At 36.2% G+C, this 25,865-nt stretch carries 23 protein-coding genes and 1 pseudogene; 16 read left to right on the top strand and 8 right to left on the bottom strand.

Annotated features, from left to right (window positions below):
• The first annotated feature begins 25 nt into the window (after positions 1 to 25).
• The 3 genes from QNH20_RS12035 to QNH20_RS12045 all read left to right on the top strand — a co-directional run bounded on the left by QNH20_RS12035 (position 26) and on the right by QNH20_RS12045 (position 3,624).
• Complete coding sequence (locus QNH20_RS12035) at positions 26 to 1,915, top strand: Xaa-Pro dipeptidyl-peptidase (RefSeq protein WP_283923114.1); 1,890 nt, start codon at positions 26 to 28, stop codon at positions 1,913 to 1,915.
• 601 nt (positions 1,916 to 2,516) lie between these two features.
• Complete coding sequence (locus QNH20_RS12040) at positions 2,517 to 2,876, top strand: PadR family transcriptional regulator (protein ID WP_283923115.1); 360 nt, start codon at positions 2,517 to 2,519, stop codon at positions 2,874 to 2,876.
• Positions 2,869 to 3,624, top strand: coding sequence for an HAAS domain-containing protein (locus tag QNH20_RS12045; RefSeq protein WP_283923116.1), 756 nt, complete (start codon positions 2,869 to 2,871; stop codon positions 3,622 to 3,624). The genes QNH20_RS12040 and QNH20_RS12045 overlap by 8 nt, the downstream gene beginning before the upstream one ends.
• A 256-nt stretch (positions 3,625 to 3,880) precedes the next feature.
• Here QNH20_RS12045 and QNH20_RS12050 read toward each other — a convergent pair whose 3' ends face one another.
• From QNH20_RS12050 to QNH20_RS12060, 3 genes are all read right to left on the bottom strand, one after another.
• Positions 3,881 to 4,801 carry an MBL fold metallo-hydrolase gene (locus QNH20_RS12050; protein ID WP_283923401.1) on the bottom strand — a complete coding sequence of 307 codons (921 nt, stop codon included), beginning with the start codon at positions 4,799 to 4,801 and terminating at the stop codon, positions 3,881 to 3,883.
• 215 nt (positions 4,802 to 5,016) lie between these two features.
• Positions 5,017 to 6,207, bottom strand: coding sequence for a chromate transporter (locus tag QNH20_RS12055; protein ID WP_283923117.1), 1,191 nt, complete (start codon positions 6,205 to 6,207; stop codon positions 5,017 to 5,019).
• Between the two features lie 465 nt (positions 6,208 to 6,672).
• Complete coding sequence (locus QNH20_RS12060; protein ID WP_283923118.1) at positions 6,673 to 7,104, bottom strand: hypothetical protein; 432 nt, start codon at positions 7,102 to 7,104, stop codon at positions 6,673 to 6,675.
• A gap of 538 nt (positions 7,105 to 7,642) precedes the next feature.
• Here QNH20_RS12060 and QNH20_RS12065 point away from each other — a divergent pair.
• Positions 7,643 to 8,110, top strand: coding sequence for an SRPBCC family protein (locus QNH20_RS12065; protein ID WP_283923119.1), 468 nt, complete (start codon positions 7,643 to 7,645; stop codon positions 8,108 to 8,110).
• 404 nt (positions 8,111 to 8,514) lie between these two features.
• Here QNH20_RS12065 and QNH20_RS12070 read toward each other — a convergent pair.
• Positions 8,515 to 8,778 (bottom strand): annotated as a pseudogene (locus QNH20_RS12070) (IS1595 family transposase); the annotation flags it as partial.
• 358 nt (positions 8,779 to 9,136) lie between these two features.
• Between QNH20_RS12070 and QNH20_RS12075 the strand changes: the two are divergent.
• The 6 genes from QNH20_RS12075 (at position 9,137) to QNH20_RS12100 (ending at position 16,142) form a co-directional block, all read left to right on the top strand.
• Positions 9,137 to 9,868: a class I SAM-dependent methyltransferase gene (locus QNH20_RS12075; protein ID WP_283923120.1), complete on the top strand. Its 732-nt coding sequence runs from the start codon at positions 9,137 to 9,139 to the stop codon at positions 9,866 to 9,868.
• A 467-nt stretch (positions 9,869 to 10,335) separates the two neighbouring features.
• Complete coding sequence (locus QNH20_RS12080) at positions 10,336 to 11,499, top strand: iron-containing alcohol dehydrogenase (protein ID WP_283923121.1); 1,164 nt, start codon at positions 10,336 to 10,338, stop codon at positions 11,497 to 11,499.
• A 19-nt stretch (positions 11,500 to 11,518) separates the two neighbouring features.
• Positions 11,519 to 12,955, top strand: coding sequence for an APC family permease (locus tag QNH20_RS12085; RefSeq protein ID WP_283923122.1), 1,437 nt, complete (start codon positions 11,519 to 11,521; stop codon positions 12,953 to 12,955).
• A 12-nt stretch (positions 12,956 to 12,967) separates the two neighbouring features.
• Positions 12,968 to 13,537, top strand: coding sequence for a DUF3156 family protein (locus QNH20_RS12090; protein ID WP_283923123.1), 570 nt, complete (start codon positions 12,968 to 12,970; stop codon positions 13,535 to 13,537).
• A 1-nt stretch (position 13,538) separates the two neighbouring features.
• Entirely contained in the window at positions 13,539 to 15,011 is a 1,473-nt protein-coding gene (locus tag QNH20_RS12095) for an aldehyde dehydrogenase family protein (protein WP_283923124.1), read from the top strand.
• Between the two features lie 630 nt (positions 15,012 to 15,641).
• Entirely contained in the window at positions 15,642 to 16,142 is a 501-nt protein-coding gene (locus tag QNH20_RS12100) for a VOC family protein (protein ID WP_283923125.1), read from the top strand.
• A gap of 454 nt (positions 16,143 to 16,596) precedes the next feature.
• Here QNH20_RS12100 and QNH20_RS12105 read toward each other — a convergent pair whose 3' ends face one another.
• The gene (locus QNH20_RS12105; RefSeq protein ID WP_283923126.1) at positions 16,597 to 17,781 is read right to left on the bottom strand and encodes a type II asparaginase; all 1,185 of its coding nucleotides are present in this window, start codon (positions 17,779 to 17,781) and stop codon (positions 16,597 to 16,599) included.
• 527 nt (positions 17,782 to 18,308) lie between these two features.
• Between QNH20_RS12105 and QNH20_RS12110 the strand changes: the two genes are divergently transcribed.
• A complete protein-coding gene (locus QNH20_RS12110) occupies positions 18,309 to 19,076 on the top strand; it encodes an alpha/beta fold hydrolase (protein WP_283923127.1) in 768 nt (255 codons plus the stop codon).
• Positions 19,077 to 19,138: 62 nt separating this feature from the next.
• On the opposite strand, the gene QNH20_RS12115 is transcribed toward QNH20_RS12110, so the two are convergent.
• Positions 19,139 to 19,705 (bottom strand): undecaprenyl-diphosphatase, encoded by a 567-nt coding sequence (locus QNH20_RS12115; RefSeq protein WP_283923128.1) that lies wholly within the window; start codon positions 19,703 to 19,705, stop codon positions 19,139 to 19,141.
• A gap of 151 nt (positions 19,706 to 19,856) precedes the next feature.
• On the opposite strand from QNH20_RS12115, the gene QNH20_RS12120 reads away from it, so the two are divergent.
• Together QNH20_RS12120 and QNH20_RS12125 are read left to right on the top strand one after the other, a co-directional pair.
• On the top strand, positions 19,857 to 20,486 hold the full coding sequence (locus QNH20_RS12120; RefSeq protein ID WP_283923129.1) for an immunity protein Imm33 domain-containing protein: 630 nt from the start codon (positions 19,857 to 19,859) through the stop codon (positions 20,484 to 20,486).
• Between the two features lie 289 nt (positions 20,487 to 20,775).
• Positions 20,776 to 22,050 carry an RNA-guided endonuclease InsQ/TnpB family protein gene (locus QNH20_RS12125; RefSeq protein ID WP_283923130.1) on the top strand — a complete coding sequence of 425 codons (1,275 nt, stop codon included), beginning with the start codon at positions 20,776 to 20,778 and terminating at the stop codon, positions 22,048 to 22,050.
• A gap of 193 nt (positions 22,051 to 22,243) precedes the next feature.
• Here the strand turns inward: QNH20_RS12125 and QNH20_RS12130 are convergent, their stop codons facing one another.
• Positions 22,244 to 22,444 (bottom strand): hypothetical protein, encoded by a 201-nt coding sequence (locus QNH20_RS12130; RefSeq protein WP_283923131.1) that lies wholly within the window; start codon positions 22,442 to 22,444, stop codon positions 22,244 to 22,246.
• Positions 22,445 to 22,928: 484 nt separating this feature from the next.
• Here QNH20_RS12130 and QNH20_RS12135 point away from each other — a divergent pair, with 484 nt between their 5' ends.
• Positions 22,929 to 23,861, top strand: coding sequence for a WD40/YVTN/BNR-like repeat-containing protein (locus QNH20_RS12135; RefSeq protein WP_283923132.1), 933 nt, complete (start codon positions 22,929 to 22,931; stop codon positions 23,859 to 23,861).
• On the top strand, positions 23,836 to 24,699 hold the full coding sequence (locus QNH20_RS12140; protein ID WP_283923133.1) for a hypothetical protein: 864 nt from the start codon (positions 23,836 to 23,838) through the stop codon (positions 24,697 to 24,699). Before QNH20_RS12135 ends, QNH20_RS12140 begins: the two co-directional genes overlap by 26 nt.
• A gap of 65 nt (positions 24,700 to 24,764) precedes the next feature.
• On the opposite strand, the gene QNH20_RS12145 is transcribed toward QNH20_RS12140, so the two are convergent.
• Positions 24,765 to 25,175, bottom strand: coding sequence for a hypothetical protein (locus QNH20_RS12145; protein WP_283923134.1), 411 nt, complete (start codon positions 25,173 to 25,175; stop codon positions 24,765 to 24,767).
• Between the two features lie 428 nt (positions 25,176 to 25,603).
• On the opposite strand from QNH20_RS12145, the gene QNH20_RS12150 reads away from it, so the two are divergent.
• The gene (locus QNH20_RS12150) at positions 25,604 to 25,864 is read left to right on the top strand and encodes a PadR family transcriptional regulator (RefSeq protein ID WP_283923135.1); all 261 of its coding nucleotides are present in this window, start codon (positions 25,604 to 25,606) and stop codon (positions 25,862 to 25,864) included.
• The last annotated feature ends 1 nt before the right edge of the window (position 25,865 follow it).

Here is a 25,865-nt window from a genome sequence, read left to right on the forward strand (position 1 = left end):
TTTATAGAGGGTGAGGAGGGATTTAATGAAAAAGAAAACGCTATCGATCGCAACAACACTATTTACAACCATTGCCTTAACACTATCATCTATGAATTATACAAGTGCGGAAACAGTAGAATCAAAAAAGGGACAAGCAGTAAACTCTTTAGCACCATTAAAATCAGAGGCGAAATATTCCTATAAGGATGCCATTCGCGAGACAGTTTTTGTCCAATCAAGCCTCGACACTGATGAAAACGGGATTCCTGACCGAATTGCAGTTGACATCATCCGTCCAAAAGAAACGAGCTCAGGGTTAAAGGTACCTGTAATTATGGATTCCAGTCCCTATTATGAAAGCTTGGGCAGGGGCAATGAAAGTGAAGTAAAGGACAAAAATAAAGATGGAATTAACGAAAAGTATCCGCTTTTCTATGATAATTATTTTGTTCCACGCGGATATGCGATTGCCTTGCCGGATATGGTAGGCACCAATCAATCGGATGGCTGCCCAACCACAGGCGGTTATGAGGAGATTGAAAGCATTAAAGTGGTTATCGATTGGCTCAACGGAAGAGCAAAGGCCTTCGATAAAAACAATCAAGAAGTACAAGCTTCTTGGACAACCGGCAATGTAGGGATGATTGGTAAATCCTATGACGGAACGTTAGCAAATGGTGTCGCCGCAACCGGAGTAGAAGGACTGAAGACTATCGTTCCGATTGGTGCGATCAGCAATTGGTATAATTACTATCGTTATGCGGGGCAGACATATTACAACAATGGCCCTGGCGGATTAGCAAGTAGAGTCGTTAACAGCTCCAGGAAAGCAACTTGTCAGCACGTGTTCAATCGTATAAATCAAATGGCAGATGATGCCACTGGTGACTATAATGATTTTTGGAATGAAAGAAACTATGTGAAAGATATTAAAAACGTTAAAGCAAGTGTCTTTGCTATTCACGGTTTAAACGACCTAAACGTGAAGATGAACCATTTCAATGAATGGTGGGAAGCACTAAATAAGGAGAAAGTCCCTCGTAAGCTATGGCTTGCCCAAACTGGTCATGTTGATCCATTTGATTTCCGCAGAGCAGAGTGGGTCGATACGCTGCATCGCTGGTTTGACTACTGGCTTCTTGGCATTCAAAATGGCATCATGGATGAACCTGATGTAGATATTGAACGATCAGCTGATGTTTGGGAAACCCATGCCTCATGGCCGGAAGAAAATGCAAAATCCTTTAAAATTCGATTTGGGCCAGGGGAAAATGAAAACTCTCCGGGGATCTTGACAACCGGTCCGGTTAATGGAAACATTACGCAGACTTTTACCGATAATCCTAGGCAAACAGAAACGGCGATGGTCACCAATGAAATGACGGTAAGAAGCGACCGTCTAGTTTACCTATCTGAACCACTAAGCGAGGATGCCCGGATGAGCGGAGTGCCGGAAATTTCACTGCGGGCAACAGTAGATAAAGAGAATTCCAATTTAACAGTTATGATTGTTGATTACGGCATGGATACTAGAGTGAATCATTCGGGAAGTGGCGAAGGAATCAGAACGCTTCCTACTGAAACCTGCTGGGGAGAAAGTTCGGATACAGATGACGGCTGCTATCGTGAAACAGAAAAAACGTTCCGGACAGCATCTTATGAAATTGTCTCTAGAGGCTGGTTTGACCCGCAAAATTGGAAAACACTTTTAGCAACAGATCCTTTAAATCCAGGCAAAAACTACAAATTCGAGTGGGGAGCATTGCCACACGACTACGTCTTCAAGAAGGGGCATCGCATTGGAGTGATTATTGCAGGAAGCTCTTATCAGCGGACGATTCCTTCTACAACCGGAGCAACCTTTAATGTACATCTGGGTCAAAGCTTTATTAATCTTCCAATCATCGAAGGGAAAAAAGGCGTTAATTTTTAAAAAAGTTACAAATGAATCTTCTATTATTAACAAAAACCAGCAGTTTCCTTTTTTAGGCTGCTGGTTTTTTTATAAATGGGTTTGGTGGAAATATATGGAAAACCAGTTAGATTAAATGGGTATTCGGATTTTCGTTTAGAAAAGTCGAAATACATATGTGGTATTTTATTATCGTTAATCGGACAATTGTGTGGAAATCATCACAGGTTTATTCTTCTATAGTATTAGAATAAATTTTAATAAAAAGACTTACTTAAGGATTATATGATCGCAATCAAAAAGAATACATTTTGAAATCAGCATCTAACTAAATCCTAAGATAGTAGCTTGTTTACAAAAAAAGGAGATAATTTACCTTGCATTACAAGACTATTAACTCTATACTTATTGTATATCATGTATTGCAAGGTATTATTTGCAATCACAAACCTTGTAATGCAAGGCATTCTTTGTGCTTATAACCCATGTAATGCAAGGCTTTGTTTAAAATTATCATCTATGTAAACCAAGGCATTGTTTTTAATTATAACCCTTGTAATGCAAGGTATTGTTTGTGATCATAACCCTCGTATTGCAAGTTATTGAAAGAGGTGAAAAAGTTTTGTCTACAACACAGATGCTAAAAGGAATCCTTGATGGCTGTTTGCTGGCGATTATCAAGAATAAGGAAGTATACGGTTACGAGCTAGCCGAGAAACTTGAAAGCTATGGTTTTCATTACTTCAGCGAGGGTACAATTTATCCATTGTTAATGCGGATGCAAAAAGAAGAATTAGTTACTACAACATTGAAAAAATCAACGGCGGGACCAAGAAGGAAATATTACTCGCTTACACCAAAGGGTGAGGCAGAATTAGAACTATTCATGGATCGCTGGAACTATTTGCAAACCAATGTAAATAGGGTTTTACGCCATGAAACAGAGACAAAACATGCAAAAGGAGACGAGACGGTTGAATAATGAATTAAAACTTACTGATAATAGCAAGGCATTTTTGGAAAACTTACGCCTATACTTATTTTCCAGTGGGAAAAATTCGGATGAAATCGAAGAAATTGTGGAAGAATTGGAAGTCCATTTATCCGAAGCAGAAAAAAGCGGAAAGCCCATTGAAAAGATTATCGGAAAATCACCGAAAGAATATATGGAGATGGTTTCTAATGAAATGGTCATTGACTATCGAACATGGATCAAATATATTTGCCTTATCGTTTTAGGGTCATTTTCTTTTACGATTTTCCCAGATTTATTGAAAGGGAACCTTTCATATTCTCTCTTGCAAATTGTCGGGCATATTGTGATCAGTGTAGTATTTATTGCTTCTATTTTTACGGGTTTTAAATATATTTCCACAACGAATCAATCTATCAAGAAACAAGGATTGATATTATTTTCAATAGGGATATTGCCTATTGCTTTGTTTGTTGGTTTGATTTACTTAAATAGAGCTGTCGATACACCTATTATTCATTTTGGCAATACGGGTAGCCTGATTATTGGCATTATTACCGCACTATTTATAATTGGAATGTCCTTATGGGCAAAAACATGGACTTTAATCATTATTCTAGCATTGTTAACACTGCCAGATTACTTGCTAAGCCTAACACCATTAAAATACGAAACACAATTAATCATAAGCTTGTTGATTACTTATGGTGGAATCGCCTTATACCTATGGATATCGAATAAACTGGAAAAGAAATAAGCGGGGGACTATCTCTTAATCTGCAAGAAAGCTAAGAAAAACGACACTATTGATGAAAGGAAATGGATGCTAAAATAGTAGTTTTTAAAAATAATAATGTTATGTAAACCAACACTGCTTTCTTCCAGGTGTTGGTTTCTTATTTGTCAGAGTTCTAATAATCAATATGGTCGGAAAGTAATCTAACTTTGTCCAATAGAAGGGTCATTTTAAGCCATATTCGCTAAATGACCCACCTGTACTAAAAATTTTTTACCTATTCAATCTCCATAACGGTTTCCCCAAGTAGGAGCACTTTTAATTGTTCCTCGGGAAGCTGCTGTTTTTCCCATTCACGGTACAAGCGTTCTAATGCCTCCGGTCCTGTGTCGTCCGCTAATCGATAGGCACCATAATGCATTGGAACGAAGGATTTTGCCTTTAATTCGAGGAAAGCTTTCACACTGTCTTCAGGGGAAATATGGGCAGCGGCCATAAACCATTCCGGTTCATACGCTCCAATTGGCATGAACACCGTATCAATCGTAAACCGGTCAGCGATCTGCTTAAAGCCGTTGAAATAGCCTGTATCACCGACAAAATAAAAAGTTTCTCCTGATGATTGAAAAATCCAGCCTCCCCAATGTGACGTATTCATATCTGTCAATGTACGTCTCGTCCAATGCTGGGCAGGGACGAAATGGACGGTAAATCCTCCGAATTCGGCGCTCTCCCACCAGTTCATTTCGGTCACCTTCTGATAGCCTTTTCTAATGAACAGGGACTTCAACCCAACTGGGACAAAGTAATGAGGATTACCTTTTAATTTTTTTAGGGTAGGGAAGTCCAAATGGTCATAGTGACCATGGGAGAGCACAACCAGGTCAATCTCCGGCAAGTCTGATAAGGAAATGCCCGGCTCCGTTAACCTCTTTTGAAATCCCATCCGCTTAGCCCACACAGGGTCCGTCAAAATATTTACTCCATTCAGCTGGATCAAAAAGGTAGAGTGCCCAATCCACGTATAAGAAGTCCGGCTTCTATTTTCATTTAGTTCCTTAATTTTTTTATGTGGACACTGTTCGATATTTAGTGATAAATCCTTTACTTTCGATCTTCTTTCCTTCTGCCACTGTCTCATGTCCTTAAACGATTTGTTGCTTTTCACATTATCCAAATTTTCATATCTCTTCATGATCCACTCACCTTGTTATTCTCAGTAACTCTAGATTTATGATGAGTATAGCAAATAACCTAATAAACCATCAAAAATTTGGTAGCGAAACAATTCATAAAAGTAGGAAGCTTAACAGAAGTATAGAGAAGTTTCAAATACGGAAAATAACGTTCGCTAAGCTATGAAAATATCACCAATTTAATATCAGGAAAATAAAAAACACCTTAACGGAGAATTCAAAGAAGATCAATAAGAAATCCACCTAGAGCTCCTAAAAGGACGATAACCCATGGAGGAAGCTTCCAAAAAACAAGTAAGCTAAACAGTATGGAACCAAAAGCGAAGTCAATAGGTGAGAATATCGAGCTCGACCAAATAGGGGTATAGAAAGCAGAGATTAGAATTCCTACAACTGCTGAGTTTACCCCTATTAGTGCTCCGTTGATTTTGGGATTTCTTCTTAAGGTGTCCCAAAATGGCAGGGTACCCAGGATCAATAGAAAAGCTGGCAGAAAAATAGCAACGGTAGCTAAAAGTCCGCCCTTCCACCCATTTATTACAGCTCCTATATAGGCTGCAAAAGTGAAAAGTGGGCCAGGGACTGCTTGTGCTAAACCATAACCGGCTAAGAAGTTTTCTTTACTAAGCCAGCCTGTTGGTACAAATTCACGTTCAAGTAAGGGCAGTACCACATGACCTCCTCCAAAAACAAGGGAGCCTGAACGATAGAAGCTATCAAAAAGGGCAATCCATTTATATGAAGTTATTTCTCTAAGAATCGGAAGAATAATAAGTAGACCAAAGAAAAGAGTTAAACAAATAATTGCAAAACGCCGTGTAATCGGAACTGTTATTGGTAAATGCTTTTCTGTTTCTACCTGCTTAAAAAAGAGATAACCAATAAAAGCAGAAGCAATGATCATACACACTTGCGTATATGTGGATTGCCAGATCAATGTTCCTACAAGTGAGAACAGGGCAATGGATTTTCTTTTTAAATCTGGAGTTAGCTTTTGCGCCATTCCTAAAATGGCTTGTGCGACTACAACAACGGCTACAATCTTTAAGCCATGAATCCAGCCCATATTATCCACATGCCACCCTTTTAGGATAAGCGCAAATAATATGAGAGCAATAACGGATGGTAGTGTAAAACCAATGAACGCCATAATTCCTCCTAAGACACCGGCACGCATGACACCGATACCAATCCCAACCTGACTGCTAGCGGGACCGGGAAGGAACTGACAGAGAGCAACAAGGTCAGCATAACTGCGTTCATCTAGCCATTTTCTTTTACGAATATATTCATTATGAAAATATCCCAAATGAGCAATGGGGCCCCCAAACGAAGTTAAGCCAAGCTTAGTTGAAATCCATAAAATTTCAGTTAACCTTTTAAATTGACTTTTGGAATTATCTTTCATTTTATTACATCCTTAATATTTAAATAATTTAACCCATTCCAGGGCTTTTTGTGACCGTAATGGCGAAGGAACTGAGTTATCGGTCACATAAAATGGTTTTTTGTGACAGAATTGGTGAAGGAAACTAGATAACGGTCACAAATGTTCAGCAACATTAATGTTGGTAACTAGATATTTATGTAGGTACCATACAATAATATTAGTACCTACAACAATAATATTGGTGTAATTAAGAATAACAATTGAGCTATCTGAGAACATCTAATGAGCCTTCTTAGGAATATAAAAGAGTTTTTACCTGTAAAATAAAACTTAATTGTGAAGCAAACCGTTAATCCATTAAAACAGTTCTCCTCAGTTTGGGAGGACTGTTTTTTTCTAGAATATATTTGAACAAGAATAGATTTTTTTATAACAAATGGTCAACTAAAAAATGATTGACCATTTGCTTTTGATGTTATCCATTTACTTACAATTGATACCTTCGTAATGTTTACCTTCACTGCTAGTAATATTTCCCTCCGGAGGAATCCAGACCCTTTGGCAAATTCTCTCTTCATCTGCGACTGAATATATATACATCCAATCAGATTCATTTTCAAATTTAACTTCAAAGAAATCAGGATTATATTGCCTGCCTACTTGCTGAATTATTTTCCATTTTTGTCTTGGATATACTCTCTCTAAATATTGTTCTAAGTATTCTTTCTTTTTTGAAGCCTGATAATCATCATAAATTGGCCTAACAATCAAAAATAATAAAAGTAAGGAAGTTATTGAGATAGTAAGATATATCCCCAACTTTCTCAACCTGGAAGGTAAAAAAAGGACGGCAACAAATAGTAAAATGACAAAAGAACCTGAGGCTATTATTTCTATTACTGTTTTTGGATGCATAGTCCTCCCCCTTAAATAACTAATTACTAAAAGTTTTTTATTGTGACCAAAATGGCGATGAAACCGAGAACGGTAACATAAAATGATTTTTGTGACCTTAACGGCATGAATCAAAGATTTTGGTTACGTATATCTATCATTCAACAATGGCGAACAGTTTCTGGCACTGTGCTCCTTGATTTTCTGTGTAACTCTATATTCATGATGAGTATAGCAAAAAAATAAATCGACCATCAAAAAATTGATAAAAAAACAAATTAATTTAACATTCCTAAGGATATAAAACAAATATCATGTAAATGGAACTCCGTGAATTCGCGTAAATCGAGGACGACAATCCTTTACATCTAGATGGGATACGTATTCGCCCGTTATTTCCCATTTTCAAATCATAAGAAAAGGACTAAGTATTACATCCTGCATGTTCACTTGGTAACAACTTTATTCCATTTGAATAAAATTAAATGGGTGCACATAAAGGAAAGGGATGGGGGAATGGACCTTCATTCCTTTAAAGTTGTAAATAGGAGGGAAAAGCTTGAATATCGAGTACGAGTATTCCTTCGGATTACCAAGGAAAATTGTCTGGAAGTATTTAATGGATAAAAAAGTCCTTCGGAAAGCTATCCCTGGTTGTAAATCATTTGTAGAAATCTCAAGAGGAGTATACGAAGCAGAATTGGAGATCAAAATCGGGCCATTACAAGATCTTTTTACTCTTGAGATTCGGCTTGATGATCAGAAGCCGCCTTCTTCTTTCCGCATGTATGTGAAAGGAAAGGGGAATATTGGGGAAACTGTGGGAAAAGCAGATCTATTGTTAAAAGAATCCAGAAGTGTGTCAAAGTTAACCTGTAAAGCTGAAGCAGAGGTAACAGGTGCACTTGGATTGGCCGGTCAACGAGTATTGGATTCAGGAGCAAACAAGGGATTAGACAGTTTTTTTCAAACAGTCGAAAAAGAAATAAAAAGGACTCTTTATCAATTGAAAAGAGGGGGCAGATGACAGTGGGACCTATAGTCATCTGCCTTTTTTAAACGCTGTTTTCGTAAACTTTGTTGCTATTAATAAAAAATGTAAGAATGACATTTTTTTACTTTAGATTAAAATTTTAAAAAAGGGGGAGTTTGGATGAAAAAGAAATCTTTTTGGATTCCTTTAATTGTATGTATTTGTACAATTTCAATATTATATTTAATTGGTTATCTATTTAATATAGAATTTTTACAGTGGTTCTATTTTGAGGAAACATCATCTGGATTCATATCTGGAGGTTCATTAAATCCTATTATAATCGGTTTTATTATGGGATTCATTACGGAACGTATATACAAAAATAAACAAAAGGACAACTCGAACTTGGTATAAAACCAAGTTTTTTTATGACCACCTTAACATTTCCACCGTCCCTAATTGGATTTATGAACAGTATATAATAAAAGTTGGTTCACACGTCTTTTGTGAGCAACTTTTTAACTTTGCTCAAGAGATCGGAACCAACATAAATAGTTATCCAGGTATTTAGTTACCATACCTTGGAATCGTTCCATAAATTGTTTTAACCTTTTATGATAAGTGTTAACGTGTTGAATATGATAAATGAATTTCTTGAAATATTTGCCTTTATGGATATTGATCATTTCGTGCTGTAAACCCTTATCCCTCGCAAATTGTGAGTTTCAAACAACGCTTTTCCTTCAAAAGATCTAAAATTTGAAGCCCTTTTTTTAAATTGGAAACTTCATATCCGGAAATAATGCTCACCTCAGTTTCAATTTCAGCTTAAAATATCTAATATTGAATCAATGAAAAACAAATGTTCAAGTATGGCAATGTAAATTGTGTAAAAAAAAGACAAGTTTAATGCCTACAAGAAAGCAAAATTAAAGACATTTTTTATTCAAGATAATTAGAGAATTCAAAAAAATGTTAATATTTTACAATTTATATGATGAAATATCCAAAGTCTATTAACAGATGAATATTACAACAATCGTGGAAGAAAAGAATGCGAAAGGGGAAATGGATTGTATGGAATTTAGAGGAGCAAGCGTTTATGACCAAGAGGATTTTTTTTCAAATTATATGAAGAGAAGGGAGAGAAAGGATAGTCCCAACAATGCTATCGAAAGTCCTATCATTTATGAACTTATCGGTGACTTTAATAATAAAAGTATATTAGACTTAGGATGTGGTGATGCCTCGTTTGGAAAGGAATTACTAAATCAAGGTGCAGCGTTTTACACTGGGATAGAAGGCTCTGAACAAATGGTAGCATCTGCAAAACTTAACCTAGCTAATGAAAACGGGACGATTCATCACGAGACAATGGAATCATACAGTTACCCAAAGAACAAATTTGAACTTGTAACTTCTCGCTTTGCAATACACTATGTCTCGGATGTTCATTTACTGTTCCAAAATGTGCATAAAACCTTAAAAGATAATGGTAAGTTTGTGTTCAGTGTTCAACATCCCCTCACTACTTCTTCATTTATAAGCAAACAAACAGGAGATAGGCGTGGGAACTGGATAGTTGATGACTATTTTCTTGAAGGAGAAAGAAAAGAACCTTGGATTGAACAAATAGTTGTAAAATACCATCGAACAATCGAACATTACTTTAAAGCTCTTACTAAATCTGGTTTTTTAGTAGTTGATTTACGCGAAGGAACACCAAAACACGAACATTTTACCAATGATGAAGAGTTCTCAAGAAGACTAAGGATCCCAGTCGTTCGGGCTTTTTCTTGTACAAAGTGAATAGTTGAATAAATAAATAAAAAACGCTTGGATTCCAAGCGTTTTTCTATGCGGTTAATATTGTGAATTTCGTTCTAATAGTACCACTAATTCAACTGTTATTTTTATTGTTTTTTTAATTTTTCTCTCCCTAAACGTCATTATCTGGGCATAGTAACCTGCGCATTAGTGATAGGAATCGGGACTTTACTTCAAAATAAAAATACACTAGTTGTTGAAGAACTGATACTTGCACAAGTGGGCACCTAGCAATTTTTTTGAAAGGAGGTCCATTCTATTAGATTAGAATGAAACTGCTTTTTTCTTTATATTGAATGAAATTACCGCGGATAGTTATCCATAATAGACAAAATGTAAATAAATACTCTCAACTCTATTTATATTTTGTCCATTTGTATACTAGTAGTGTTTTGCTATTATTATACTATTATGAATGTTATTAAAATTCTAAAAAGGAGGCAAACAATATGCTGAAAACGTTTACATTTAATCTTCCTACTAGAATTGAATTTGGTAATGGACAGATTAAAAACCTAGGAGGATATGTAAGAGAATTAAATGGAACCAAAATAATGATTCTAACTGACAAGGGAATAAGAGCATCTGGAATTGTTAACAAAGTAACCGATATATTAGAACAAAAGGAAATAAACTATATTATTTATGATAACATCAAACCGAATCCCAGGGATCAAGACTGTATGGAGGCATACTTCTTAGCACAAAAAGAACATGTTGATGTTCTAATCGGACTTGGGGGCGGAAGTTCGATGGATACCGCTAAAGCTGTTGGGGTGCTTCTGACCCATGGAGGAAATATTAGCGACTGGTACGGTCTCAATATTCTTATTCAGCCAATAACTCCATTAATTTGTATTCCTACCACCGCTGGTACAGGTAGTGAAATTACATTCTTCTCTGTTATTACAGATACTTCCACTAAATTAAAAATGAATATTCTTGACTACCGAGTTGCTCCAAAAATTGCTCTTCTCGACCCTGAGCTTACCTTAACATTACCTCCGGCTATAACGGCATCTACCGGAATGGACGCCTTAACACATGCGATTGAAGCATATACATGCAATCTATCAGAACCCATTACGGATGCGTTAGCATTGTATGCAATTGATGTAATAATAAAGAATTTGTCAGAAGCAGTTAATAATGGAGGAAACCTTGAAGCAAGAAGGAATATGCTTGCAGGCAGTTTAATTGCTGGAATTGCCTTTGGTAATTCAGATGTAGGTGGAGTACATTGCATGGCTGAGGCGTTGGGAGGTTTATACGATACTCCTCATGGGGTGGCAAACTCAATGTTATTACCTTATGTCTTCGAATACAATATTCCTTCAAATGTTGAAAAACATGCAATGGTTGCGAAACTCTTAGGAGTATTGCCTATAGGTAAGACAAATGAGGAAATTGCAAATGAAGGTGTAATAAAATTGCGGGAACTGGCAAATGAAGTAGGTATCCCTAAAATGAAAGATTTACAAAATATTAAGGTTGAAGATTTTAATTACTTGGCAGAAGGAGCAACTCAGAATGTTTCTGCTTCTAGTAACCCAAGAATTACTACTAAAGAAGATTACTTTGAATTGTTCATAAAAGCATATGAAGGAAAATAAAAAGGGGATGAATAAGTAAATGGGAGACGTAAAACTTAAGAGAACACTTGGTTTTTGGGCAGCTTATTCAGCCTCAGTTGGTCTAGTAGTATCCGGAACAGCGATGGTAGTTCTTGGGAATGGTTATGGTGTAAGCGGCCCTGCTTTTAGTATAATAGCGCTTATTGCATTATTTGTAATCTTAAGTGTTGCTCTTTCCTATTCAGAAATGGCTGCAATGATTCCTGGGGCAGGTATGGTTGGAGAGTATACCCTTCCTGCGTTAGGTAAGCTCCCTGCCATATTTGCTGTTTTAGCAGGGTATATTGTCCTTGTTGGAACTGACGGCGGCACAAATATGATTGTTGGAGGACAATCATTTGAGACACTCACTGGTATCCCTTGGTATATCGCAGTAACTGTAATTCTATTATTTTTAGCAACAATTAATCTGTTAGGAGTATCAGTCTTTGGAAAGGTTCAAACCATTCTTGCCATAAGTATGATGCTACTTCTCGGGGTAATTGGCCTTATGGGATTATTAGGTATAGGAACACAAGATCAATTAGCACAATCTCCTGCCTTTTCGCCAATTTCTTGGAAAGCGCAGGCAGGTACTTTAGGAATAGCAATCTGGCTGTTTATTGGAATGGAATTTGTAGCACCACTTGCAGAAGAAATAAAAAATCCGGGAAGAAATATACCGATTGCGATGCTGTTTGGTTGTTTCACAATTTGGCTAGTCGATTTACTTTTTGGATTAGGTGTCACCAAATATATAAAGCTTGATGAACTTGCTCAATCTACGATTCCACATGTGGATGGTGCAGCTGCGATGTTGGGGGAAACCGGTTTAGTAATAATGGGGATAGTTTCTATCATTGCAGCGATTACCACCTGTGATACGTATCTTGCAGCTGTGCCGCGGATGCTTTATGGATTATCAAAGGAAGGCCTTCTCCCTAAAGCTTTCTCTTATCTTCATCCCAAAACACGAACACCATGGGTTGGTATTTTCACTGTTATTGGTTTGACACTTATCGTTTTAATATTTGCATTTATTAATAATGCAAATATAGATTTTGTTACCACAATGATTTCAGTGGCATGTGGTACATGGTTAATGTCCTATATTATTACACAAGTAGATGTTTTGGTTTTACGAAAAAAATATCCAAATGCTCATCGTCCGTTTAAAACTCCTTTGTATCCATTGCCTCAAATCATTGGACTTATTGCATGTGTTTATATGATCTATACACTATATGTAGATATGACAGTTGTGAAAATTTCAGTAGTTGTCATTGCCGCTATCATTATTTTAGGTATAGCCTACTTAAAAGCTACTGGTCAGAAGCTTTTTACACCGGTTCCACTAGAAACCGTTTTTGAAGGTATCCAAAAAAGAAGTGAATTTGATTATGCTCTCACTGTAGAAAAAGATCAAACAGATGATGGTATGAACAAATCAGTCTAGGTGGAGGTTGTTATGGGTTTCTATTCGATTGTTGATAATAGAGCGTGGAATTCTTTAATGATTGTGACAGAAGAGTTTAAGAAGTATAGTACCATTATGAAAAGAGAGAATAATAGAATTGATTTGGATGCAAAGGAACATGGGATCTTGAGCATGTACACCTCATATAAAGTAATGAATAAATGGATGGGGCGCGTATATCATTTAAAATGGAACTGTGTCATAGAAGATAGGAAACCCGATTCTGATCATTCAATTCAGTTAAGGTATGGCGGTAACCTTTTCGGTAAAAGGGAACCTCAATTTCAGTCCAAAACAAATGTTGCTTTAAGTAAGCTTTTAAATCAAGATAAAGAGTTAATGGAAATCTGTACAACCATTGATTTTGAAAAACTAGAACTTAAATATTCAAAAAAAGATAACACTTGGAATATAGAATTTTGGCCAAATTACGGTGATTTTATTTGGATTTTGATTCCCCCTGTTCGCTATTTCAGAAAGCCAAATTCCGAAGAAATCACGAAAACCATTCGATTCATTCAAAAAATGAGTAGTTTGATTAAAAAAGGGGAGTTTTTGTAAGATGAGTGTTAAGAAAATGTATATCAATAATCAATGGGTATTGAGCAAAGGTGAAGAAATAAGAAATATTATTAATCCTGCCACAGAAGAAATCATTGCCCAAGTAACCGAAGGAACGGTTGAAGATGCAAAAACAGCCATCCAAGCAGCTCATAAAGCTTTTTACGAGGATGGATGGGGGGAGACGCATGCCCGACACCGTGCGCAATTATTATTTAATGTAGCAGATAAACTAGAAGAGGAAATCGAGTCCTTCTCAAAGCTTGAAACATTAAATAATGGAAAACCCTTAAGGGAATCAACGTATGATATCGAAGATGCCGTTAATCAATTACGATATTATGCCGGATTAGCAACTAAACCCTCAGGTCAAGTCTATGATGTTCCAGACGATATACAAGCATTTGTTGTTAGAGAACCAATCGGTGTTGTCGGACAAATTGTCCCGTGGAACTATCCTTTGGTGATGGCAGTACAAAAACTCGCACCAGCCTTAGCAGCGGGCTGCTCAGTTGTAATTAAGCCAGCTGAGCAAACCCCGTTAAGTTTAATAAAATTATTTGAAATCATAGATGATGTTGGCTTTCCGCCTGGAGTCGTTAATCTCGTTCTTGGTGAGGGAGCGTCTGTAGGAGCTGAGTTGGCAAGGAATCCCCTTGTAGATAAAATTGCTTTTACTGGAGGCACCGTTACAGGAAAAAAGATACTGGAAAATACAATTGACACACTAAAGAAAACATCCTTGGAATTAGGAGGGAAATCCCCTAATATCGTTTTTGAGGATGCTGATTTTGAAACAGCTGTTGATTACGCACTTTTTGCCATCTTTGCCAATCAAGGTCAAGTTTGTTCTGCTGGATCAAGGCTGCTGCTTCAGGAAACACTCTATGAAAAATTTGTACCGGAGCTTGTCAAAAGGGCAGAAGAAATCATTGTCGGAAATGGGGCAGACGTCGATACCGAAATGGGTCCACTGATTTCCCAACAGCATATGGAAAAGGTCTTAAGCTATATTGAAATTGGAAAGGAAGAAGGAGCAGAATTATTATGCGGGGGAAATCGCTTATATGATAAAGGGTTCTTTGTATCTCCAACGATTTTCGGAAATACAAATCCGCAAATGCGAATTGTTAAAGAAGAAATCTTCGGGCCTGTATTAGTCATTCAAACCTTTAAAGACGAAGAGGAGGCAATTAGCCTTGCCAATGACTCCATTTATGGACTCGCAGGAGCAGTATTTACATCTGACGGTGCCCGTGCACAAAGAGTTATCCGTAAACTAAGGGCCGGGATTACATGGATTAATACCTATCACCCAACCTTCAATGAAGCTCCCTGGGGAGGCTACAAACAAAGTGGAATTGGCAGAGAGCTTGGTACATTCGGATTAGAGGCGTACCTAGAGGTAAAACAAGTTAATATAAATTTAAACGTTCAACCAAGTGGATGGTTTGATAAACAAAAGACTACTTAACAGAACGTATTTGTGAACATATGCATACAAGCATATGTTTTTTCTATACCTTTTTTGTAATATAATTGGACATAATGATTTTCGAATTTTCCACTCATTGACCATGTTTATATGGATTATTGAAACTTAAAATAAGCAAAAAGAAAAGTTTTAAAAATGAAATCTGAGGATGCCTGATCTCCAATGGGATATTACAACAGGGGGCGGGCACCAAACTAAGTTGGGAAAATCTAAAGGGCTTTCAATTTATTGGTAGAAAGCCTTTTTCCGAAAGATTTGTTGAATAATTGAATTTATCTTCACGCAGAACCTTCTGTAAATTTCGAAAAAATCTATAATTTTCTATAATTCTTTTAGAGAATAGTCAGTCTTTGCTCGCGTGAAATTGCCTATATAACTGAAAATTTCTGAAATATAGATTATATAATAGAAATATAAGCATCTTAAATGGAAAGTGATAATAAATATCTAGATTAATGGAAGGTAAAGCAGGTTTCGTTACAGATACAGGTTCAGGGATCGGAAAAGGCAGAGTATTGCTTTCACAAGTAAAAGTTCCAAAGTAATGGCCTCAGATGTAAATATAAAAAAGTGGAAAATATCCATTTTAGGAAAGGAAAGTTGAAAATAATGCAAAACAAAATTCAAAAAATCACCACAAACTTGTGGTTCGATACACAAGCGGAAGAGGCAGCGAAGTTTTACACTTCTATCTTCCAAAATTCCAAGACCGGTAGAGTCACTTACTACGGAAAAGAAAGACATGAAATCCAAGGAATTTCAGAAAGAACTGTAATGACAGTTGAATTTCAATTGGAAGGACAGAATTTTGTAGCATTAAATGGCGGTCCGCAATTCAATTTCACAGAGGCCATATCATTTATCGTCAATTGTGATACACAAGAAGAATTAGATTATTATTGGGATAAACTCTCCGAGGGCGGAGACGAAAATGCTCAGCAGTGCGGTTGGTTGAAAGATAGGTACGGTGTATCATGGCAAATTGTTCCTACTACCTTAATCAAACTTATAAGTATCCCTGATCCAGAAAAATCAGCCAGAGTCATGAAAGCGATGCTTCAAATGAAAAAAATTGACATCAATACGTTAAAACAAGCGGGTGAGGGATAAAATAATAAAAGAAACAGTACAGTCAATCGAGCAACTGTTTATGATTAACTAAAATGTACAAGTAAACACGACTAATGCGACATCCAAACTAAATTACCAGCACCTTAAGATCCCTGATTATTAGTTGGTGAATAACATTATTGTTAATCTCATTCTTTAACCTAAAAACTTCAACAAAAGAGGCCGACTCAAAAAGTCGAAATAACGACTTTTTAGGTACGGCCTTTTCTTTGATAAAAATAATTCATAAGGAAACAGTCCGGTGTAACATTACGCAAAAAGCAGCTCGGTTCACCAACACTGTATAGCTGTAAATTATGCATAGCCCTCATTCAGGCATATGGTTCTTTCAAAAGAGTAGAAATGTCACTGTTTTTTTAATTAAATGCTTTACCATAGAGAAGGTATGAATAATTCAGGTTCAATTAGTTCGAGAGTTAATTTTTTTGAAAATTTAGTATTTATCAAAGTAGCTTTGTATTTTTACAGGATCAGAAGTTTGTAACAAAGCAAACATTAACAAAATACGGGCTTTTGCTGGGTTTAAGGAATCAGATGTTACGAATTTATTTGTATCATCAGTTGCTTCATGTGTTACCATTCCAGTAGCTACACGTGATGCACGGACAATCACAACGTCTTTTTTCTGGGCATCAACGAGTCCTTCTTGCGTTTCAGGAAAGACGCTTCCGTTTCCAGTACCTGCATGTATAATCCCTTTTGCTCCTCCCTTAACAGCAGCATCAACTAATACTCTACTATCATTTCCATGCCCATATAAAATTTCTACCTTCGGAAGTTCTGTTACATTGCTAATATCAAACTCACTTTCGCTCGTATGAATTCGTGAAGGCTTGTTATAGAAATAAGGTTTACTACCTTGAACATTCCCAATATCACCATATTCAAATGAATCAAATGCGTTGACAGCGGTTGTATTCAATTTCGTAGTATCACGAGCGGAACCAATTTTGTCGTTTAATGCAATCATGACACCATGCCCTTTAGAATCAGGACTTGCAGCAATAGCTACAGCATTGTATAGATTAAGTGGACCATCAGCACTGATCGCTGTTGACGGTCTCATCGCTCCAACAAGAACAACTGGTTTTTCACTCTTGACTACTAGGTTAAGAAAATAGGCTGTTTCTTCAATCGTGTCTGTCCCATGAGTAATAACAATTCCATCAACGCTATCACTTGCCAATTGTTTATTTACTTCTTTTGCCAGCTTTAATAAAACTTCATTGGTCATTGCAGAACTATCAATATTTACAAGTTGTGTTCCCGTTATATTAGCTATTTCTTTCACCTCTGGAACAGCATCTAATAAAGTTTCTATTGCAACCTCTCCTGCTTTATAACCAGTTGTTTGAGTATCAGATGCGGCGACACCTGCTATTGTTCCACCAGTAGCAATAATTGAAACATTGGGTAATTCTTCATTCGTAATCTTTTGCGGAGTTTCCTTGCTAGTTTCACTTTTCGTTTCTGTTTTCTTTTCAGTTTTCGTTTCAGTTTTCGGAGCTTTCTCGACAGTTTCACTTTTGGATTCAGGAGATGAACAGGCTGTTAAGCCGATCAGTAACAATAATGAAAGTGCAATTAGAAAAAATCTGTTTTTGATTGTTTTCCTCATCTAATAAAATCTCCTTTGGAATAAATTTTGCACATCAAATAGAAGTATGAGAATAGTTTTTCTTCTATAAGAGTGCTTTTTATATTTTAAAGTGAAAAATCTGTTCCGCTCAGAAAACTTTTTTCAAAAAGTGATTACTCCTTTCATCATTATTCAGTTAAAAAAGCGATACAAATCTTCACATTAAAAATAAAGAATTTTTTTCCAAAGTTAGTATAATGTCTCTCCTACATAAAACTACTGGAAAACATAGGCTTAATAGAATTGTCACAATATCGACGATTTTATGTGCATGAAGAGCCTAAAGGGGAGAAGTGTGTAGTTGAAGGATAATTCATACTAATAAACGTAGCTATAATATTTGGATCCTAACCCTTAATTTTCTCTTTGATAAGCCATAAGTAAAATTAGGAATAGTTTTCGAATAAGTTCTTTAAATCGTGCAAAGCTAAATATGAAAAACTAAGAACTTGTAAAAAATATTCTAATATATTCATCAAAAGCCAATTATTGAGGTGAGCGGCATCGTGCCTATATTAACTACAGTCGGCAGCGGCCTATTTTATACCGCCCATGGTGAGGGAACACCAATATTGTTTATTCATCCGCCATTAATAACGAGCGCTAATTTTGCATACCAAGTTAAGGAATTATCGAAAAAATTTAAGGTAATTACGTTTGATATTAGAGGTCATGGACGAAGCCCTTACTCCAAGGAACCGGTCACCTATCGGCTCATTGCAGATGATATGAAGCATCTTTTGGATAATCTTGGAATCGAAAAAGCTTTCCTATGCGGATATTCAACGGGAGGTTCGATTGTATTGGAATTTTTACTGACTTATGCTAATCGGGCTTTAGGCGGTATTATCGTAAGTGGAATGTCAGAAATTCGGGATGGATATAACGAAAAAAGGATTTCAGTCGCAAGGCTTCTGTCCAAAACAGGTGCTGTGTCGTTGTTAGGTCTAGCGGTTTCATGGGGGAATTCCGATACAATAGAGATTTTTAAGAACATGTTTCGAGAAGCACGAAAGGGAGATAAAAGAAATATCGAACAGTATTACCAATCGAGTTTGGAATATAACTGTACAAATCAATTAAAAAATATTGATTTTCCAATATTATTGATCTTTGGAGAAAAGGATAAAAGCTTTCTTTCATATGCCAAACAGTTACATGAAAATTTACCAAATAATGAATTGAAGTTTATCGATCAAAAACATCAAATTCCGACGAAGTCGGCGAATGATTTAAATCAATTCATTGACGGGTTTATCATGGCACACAAATAAATGGGGTAATTGCGTAAGAAAAGGGATGATCCATTAATGATGGATGATCCCTTAAGTTTATATTACAATCCCCGGAAAGAAGAACGAAAACGTTTGATAGAAAGAAGGGTGCGGGTTACAAAAGGTTTCCAATACTGTTCAGTTTGCCTAACGATGAAGGCTGAAACATTGCCAAGAATAGCGCTGCCGATGATATCAGAGGGATAATGCTGTCCCATCAAAATACGTGAAAATCCTACCAGGATAGATAACAGCCACAAGCTCCAGCCCAATATTCGGTTATAAACCAGCACTGAAGCTGCCAAAGCAAAGGCAAGAGCAGTATGTTTACTTGGAAACGATGAATCTTTTTTAGATGGGACCGGCGGCAATAAATAAACTCCATGCTTCAAGAACGGTCTTGGCTTAAAAAAGAATAGTTTAATCACCATGCTGAGCAGATAAGTTACGCTAACTGAAACACTAGCAAAAAGGGCCATTTTTTTATAAAAATCTTTGCGAAACCATAGTACGATTAATACAATAAGATAGACAAAACGAGCTCTTTTTGAAATAAATATCATAAGATTATCTAAAATACGATAATTCCCGGCCAATTGGTTAATCATCTTAAATATTCGATAGTTCATAATACAGTCTCCCTTTATTTTTACTTACAATAACAAAGGTATTATTTCCATCTGAACGACAAATATGTATGGCATGAATCAGTTATTGAAAGTCTGGTATAGTAATAATAAATAAAAGATATTTTTTTGTAATGATAAGGGGAGAAAAGGAATGTCCTGGTATTTTGATAATGTTTACGAGCTAAACAAAGAATCGCCATATACGTTTTATGTTCCTAGTTCAGAGGTATTGGATAAATTAAAAGTTGGTGATTTAGTAAAGTTGATCTTCGTAAATAAGGAAGAGGAAGATGATGGATTTAGTGGGGAAAGAATGTGGGTTGAAATCACCCAAATAAACGGGGAAAAATTTGTAGGGAAACTGGACAATGAACCCTATCGTTTACCCTTAAAAAGTGGTGATGAGATTTCATTCGGGGTGGAAAATATTTGCGATACAGAATATGAGGACCCAACTTCATCTAATTGGGATTTTTATTTTGACACTAAGGTAACTGTTAGCGATGATGTACTTGAAAAAAGAGAATTTAACTTTATGCTTAGGGATAATCCAAATGGAGGGGACGACTCTGGTTGGTCAATATTAAGCGGTTATGAAGACGATGACTTTCTAAGTGATTCTGAAAACTTTCAATTTATTTCTATTGGAGTAATTCTGAACATCGACGACTCCATTTTAGGATTTATCCAAGAGCCGCCTTTGTGTGCATATGAAAGAAATGATGAAGGCGAATTTAATAAAATTGATGATTATGATTGGGACGCGTATTTAAATGGATAATATGAAAAAGGAGCGATTTTCGCTCCTTTTTTGCTATTCTTATTTTTATTTCATACTTCGATTTTTTGCGAATTCGGTTTTTATTTTTTTGTTAATTAATGTTTTGTACTTCTCAACCGAACCGGTTACCTTTTTCGGTGCTTTTTAACACATAATTTATCAAAAAAGTGGCGTAAAACCCCTTTCTTCAGAAATGGGGATATAAGCCATGTTTTTTACTTCCAATTACCAATGGAAACTAGTATAATAAAAATATAGAACAAACGTTCTTGTTGAGAGGTGAAAGAAAATGGGACCACACAAAAAGAACATGAAAGAAAAGAAGAAAAAAGAGTCGAAAGGCGATATTGTTATTCGGAAATTTCCGCTCCGTTTAACCGGCGAGGAGAGAAGATTAGTCGATACACTACGTCAGAAAGCAGCGAATCTATGGAATGACTGCTTAGATCTCCATTGGTGGCTATATGATGTATATAAGATTTGGACAAGTGCATCAGAAAAAAAGAAATGGTACAATGCCACCACCCATCAATTACACTCGCAAACGATTCAAGCCATCATCGAGTTACATGAAGAAACATGCAAAAGAACGAGGGAGCTGCGGGCTAAAGGTGAAAAACAGTGGCGATACCCTTGGAAATACAAAAAATTCTTTTCCGTCAAATATAAAAAAGCAGCTATTAAATGCAAGGATAAAAAGCTGGTGTTTAGCAATGGAAAACAACAATCCCCCTTAGTGATCCCTCAACCAAAGCACATGGATTTCCATACAATAAAAAGTGCAGAAATCGTTTGGCACAAAGATCAATACTGGATGCATATAGCAGTGGAAGTACCAAAACAAAAGCAAGTACAAGGTAATAAGGAAGCTGGCTGTGATGTAGGGCTCATACATGCGGCTGTTTTAAGTGATGGAAAAAATCACTTCATTGTCACAGGAAGAGAACTTCGCTCGTTACAGCGCTACAGAAACAAAAGGTTAAAAGAGCTTCAGAAGCTCATTGGCCGGAAAAAGCCAGGTTCGAACAATAGGCAAAAACTCATTTTGCGTAAACGCCGTTTTTTAGAAAAACTGGAACGGAGAATCGAGTACCTATTGCATACGATTTCGAAAATGGTCACCGATTGGTGTGTGGAAAACCACATTAAAGCACTCTATATCGGAACACCGGATGGCGTTCAAAAGAATACGAAGAAGAAAAAGAAAACAAGAAAAGAAATTCGTCAACAATTGTCCAATTGGAGTTTTGGGCAATTAATTGAAAAAATAACATACAAATTGAACCTTCGAGGCGTCAAAGTCCAACTTGTGGAAGAGTCCTATACTTCCGGTACGTGCCCTTCATGCGGAGAATTCAGTAAACAATGGAATCGAAACTTCCACTGTCCGTGTGGTGCGAAAGGACATCGGGATCTAGTGGGTGCCGTGAATATTTTGGACAAGTCTATCCATAAACAATTCAAGAAAAATCGAGAACTACCTAAAATAGAAGATACAAAGTATCGCCGAGTCCTTTTAACCCCCATTGTCCCGCACAATGGAGCTAAAAGGGCAGTGGCGTAGTGCCTATGATTGGGCTGCGATATGTGTTTTTCACTACATGTCGTAATGAACTGGAGAAGCAGTAAGACCTGGAAGCCCCGGCTGATAGGCGGCTTTGATGAAGGTTTAAAAAAGAATCCCCTGGATTTATCCATGGGGAGAAGTCAATTCAAGGTTTTAAAGGAGTATCCTACTCCTATTTAGATGGCACTTGTCAGCCTCCCTCTATACAGGTAGCACCTGAACTACCTACAACAGTATTTAGTTCTGCTAATAGGGAAGGAAGAACAGAATTGTTTACTAGTGCATCCAATGTTATTTCAGAAATCGGCACATTATATTTTTTTAAAGTATCTGCAGTATTTTCCCAAACTTGAACAATAGCTTTTGAAGACATATTTGATTGAATTACCATAATTATTCCCGCCTTTCTTACTAATTGTACCACTCTTAATTCATATATCTTAAAAATAAAATCCTTACTTGTGAGGTAATTCCTTTAGTGTATTAATGGTGAGAATTAAAATATGGAATTGAACATATTAGTGCTACTAATAAAGGGTTTTTGATAATTATTTTTAAAAATATCATTGCGATTTTGAAATAATTTCTTGATGTTCTGGTAGGTTAATATATAATATACATAGAAATTCTATGTATTTTTGTGATACAATTTTTGTGATAGTAAGTAATAGAGTCAAACAGAAGTTAAAAATGGTGGTAATAGTTTAAGCGGATTGGCTCATTCATTGATACTTGCTTAAACCCGAGTTTGCTAAAGCGTCAGTATTGCTGGGTGGAAGCACCGATTTTTACGATATCACAAATAATAGGTTATGAATTTTTAACCAAAAACCGCAATTTATGCTAAAACAGCTATAAAGAAGGGAATATGCAAAGTGAAAAAGATTATTCTTGGAATAACCAGTATTATGATAACTTGCTTAATCATAGCCTTATTCTTTTACCAAAATTCAACTAAAACTGACCCACTAAATTTAGATCAAAACAAAACGGAAGAAAATCGATCTGATCAAAATGAACAAGCTCTGTATGCTGAAGACACCATTGATTATTCGCTTCAAAACAGCGAACTAAATATTACATACGATAAAGGCAAAAGCTGGACAACCGTTCCAATTGGAAAAGATAAATTGTTTGAAGGCGAATATAACGGGAATAAACAGGAGCTCATTCAAAATAGTTATATCCTTTCAAAAAATCGTACTGCATTTTTGTACTCAGATGGCCCAGGCTTGACCGACAATAAAATTATTTTGAAGTATTCACTTGACCAAGGTAAGAATTGGCAGAATGCAGTTGTCACTGAACATTATCCATTCCTCCGCTTTCGAAAAGTCAATTTTTTAAATGAGAATTTTGGCTATGTCATTATTTCCGGAGATCGTACGATGTCACAGGAAATGTCAAATGTCTTTATAACCCATGATGGCGGCAAGTCTTGGAGTGAAACGAATTCATCTAATGTGACTAGGTTAATTTCAGATGGAGGATTTGTTGATGAAAATACAGGTTTTTTATCCTATGGAAATATTAATCCAAATGAACCTGACCTTTATGTGACTCAAGATGGAGGGAATTCCTGGATAAAAGCAAATATTAACATTCCCGATCAATATAATGAAATTTTCGTACAGTCCGAAATGCCCTTTAAAGAAGAAGACCATTTAGCAGTCTATATTAATCAAGGGCCAAACGGCGATTATGAAGGAGGAAAGGTAAAAGGGAAGTTCCTTTCGAATGATAATGGTGAAACATGGGAGTTTTCTATGGAGGTAAAACCAAATGAAACAGAACAAAGTTCAAATTAGAAAAATTTGCGGCTGGATACTATTTCTTTTATCCATAGGCTGCTTCTGTATGCAAATTGGCTACATGTTCGTGCATAGTAGATTTCAAGTTGAATATAGCGACAATCGGATATTTTATGTCGTTAATATCTTTTGTGCACTCTGTTTAGGGATGGCTATCTATTTTTTGCTTAAATTGGCGAAAAAGACGAAATTGATTGGTATAGGGATTTTAGTTCTTTTTATGATCGTTAATGTGGGTCTGCTTTTTTATAGCAATCATCAAATAAAAAATATTGTAAGCCTTTCTCCTGATTTGAAACATGTCTTTTCCATCAAAGAAAATACGAACACAGGAGAGGCGATATTTTATCAAACCTATTTTGGGATTCTGGCACGCCCTAAGGAAAGATTACCTTATGCAACGACACAAGAATTTAAGGTAGAATGGTTAGCAAAAGATGTTGCGGCGGTTACCTATAAAGCAAAAGATCATTCCATCCACCAATATATCGGCACTTTTGGTAATCGAGGCGGAGAAGGGTATTATTATGTAGGCCCATCCATTTACGGTCACTGGAAGGGTAACGATATAGAGGTGATCAGTAATAAAGAGGGAATATCTGTTTTCTCCAATGGAAAGAAGGAAACATTCGATTGGGATCATATCGTTCAGTTCGGAACACTTGCGGTTGTTCTAACGGCCAATGATCAGGCTGTTTGGACGATATCATTGAATGAAAATTTTGAAGTCCAATCCGCAGCAGATGTCCCTCCAACAGGTGAAATAAGTCTATATAAAGCGACGATGGAGAAAACTGAGCCAATCATACTGTATTATGAATCTTCAAATCTTTAATTATTAGGGACAGGCCCTCAGTGAACTAAAGCTTAACGTTCAGGGGGACTGTCCCTTTCTACTAGTTACTTAATGAAAATGTTTTTTAAAGCTGCTGTATTTTCTTTATCCAGCGTGCCATAACCCTCTTTTTCATTAGTACTGATTATGGCTGCTGTCCCTGTATCCTCATTAAACCAAATTTCATATTCGGTTAATTTCTCAGGCAAGTTTTTCTTCACTTCATAAAAGAAAACCACTTTTACATCTGCTTCTTGACCTATTTTTGGAAATGTGTTCGGTTCCCATTTTACCTTCGCTGATATTTTTTCTACTAAATCTAAAGTACTCTTATCTTGAATGTGCGTTTCCTCTTGATTGCCGATAAACACATCAATTCTTGTTAATTTTCCTTTGCCTTTTCCTTTTGTTGTGCAGCCGACCATTAATAAAAGAAAAACAGAAATAAGGGCAAAAAAAGTCATTCTTTTTTTCATCCTGCACCTCCTATTAATTTTTAGACGGTTTTGCATTGCAAAAAGTTTCCATTTTCTGATATTAATATAGGTTATTATTTTGTTGGAGGTAGATTAAATGGATGAATTCTCTAACATTATTTCTTTTATCAATGAGATTGAGAGATTAAAAAAATACTAGAACAGCGTGGACAAGTGAAAGATAGACTGTCATAAGGATGTATGAAAAAACATTGAAATAACGGCTTATAGACAATAACAGGAAATTCTCTTGTAAAAATGAATAGTTATGATAGATAGGCACTTCATATGGAGTGCTATTTTCTATGTGTATTTTATTACGGTTAGTGATATAATTATTACAGAAAACGTAATAAGGAAGTGGTATTATCAGAGACAATGCAAAAAGCGGAGCATTAACAGAAGTTACATTCTTTATTCTTCTATCTTTGTATGAAGATAGGCATGGATATGCAATTATGCAGTTTATAGAACAAGCAACAAATGGTCGGCTTATACTCGGTGCAGGCAGTTTATATGGAGCATTAAATTCTTTAGAAAAAAAGGGGTGGATAAAAATTACTGATATTTCTGATAAGAGAAGAAAGAAATTCCTCATTACTGAACAGGGAAAAGAAATTGCAAAGCAAGAATGTATGAGGATTAAAGATTTATCAATGTTTGCTGAAAAAATCATTGGAGGGAAATAAC

It is taken from the genome of Neobacillus sp. WH10, from assembly GCF_030123405.1.
In the GTDB taxonomy this organism is placed as follows: domain Bacteria; phylum Bacillota; class Bacilli; order Bacillales; family Cytobacillaceae; genus Neobacillus.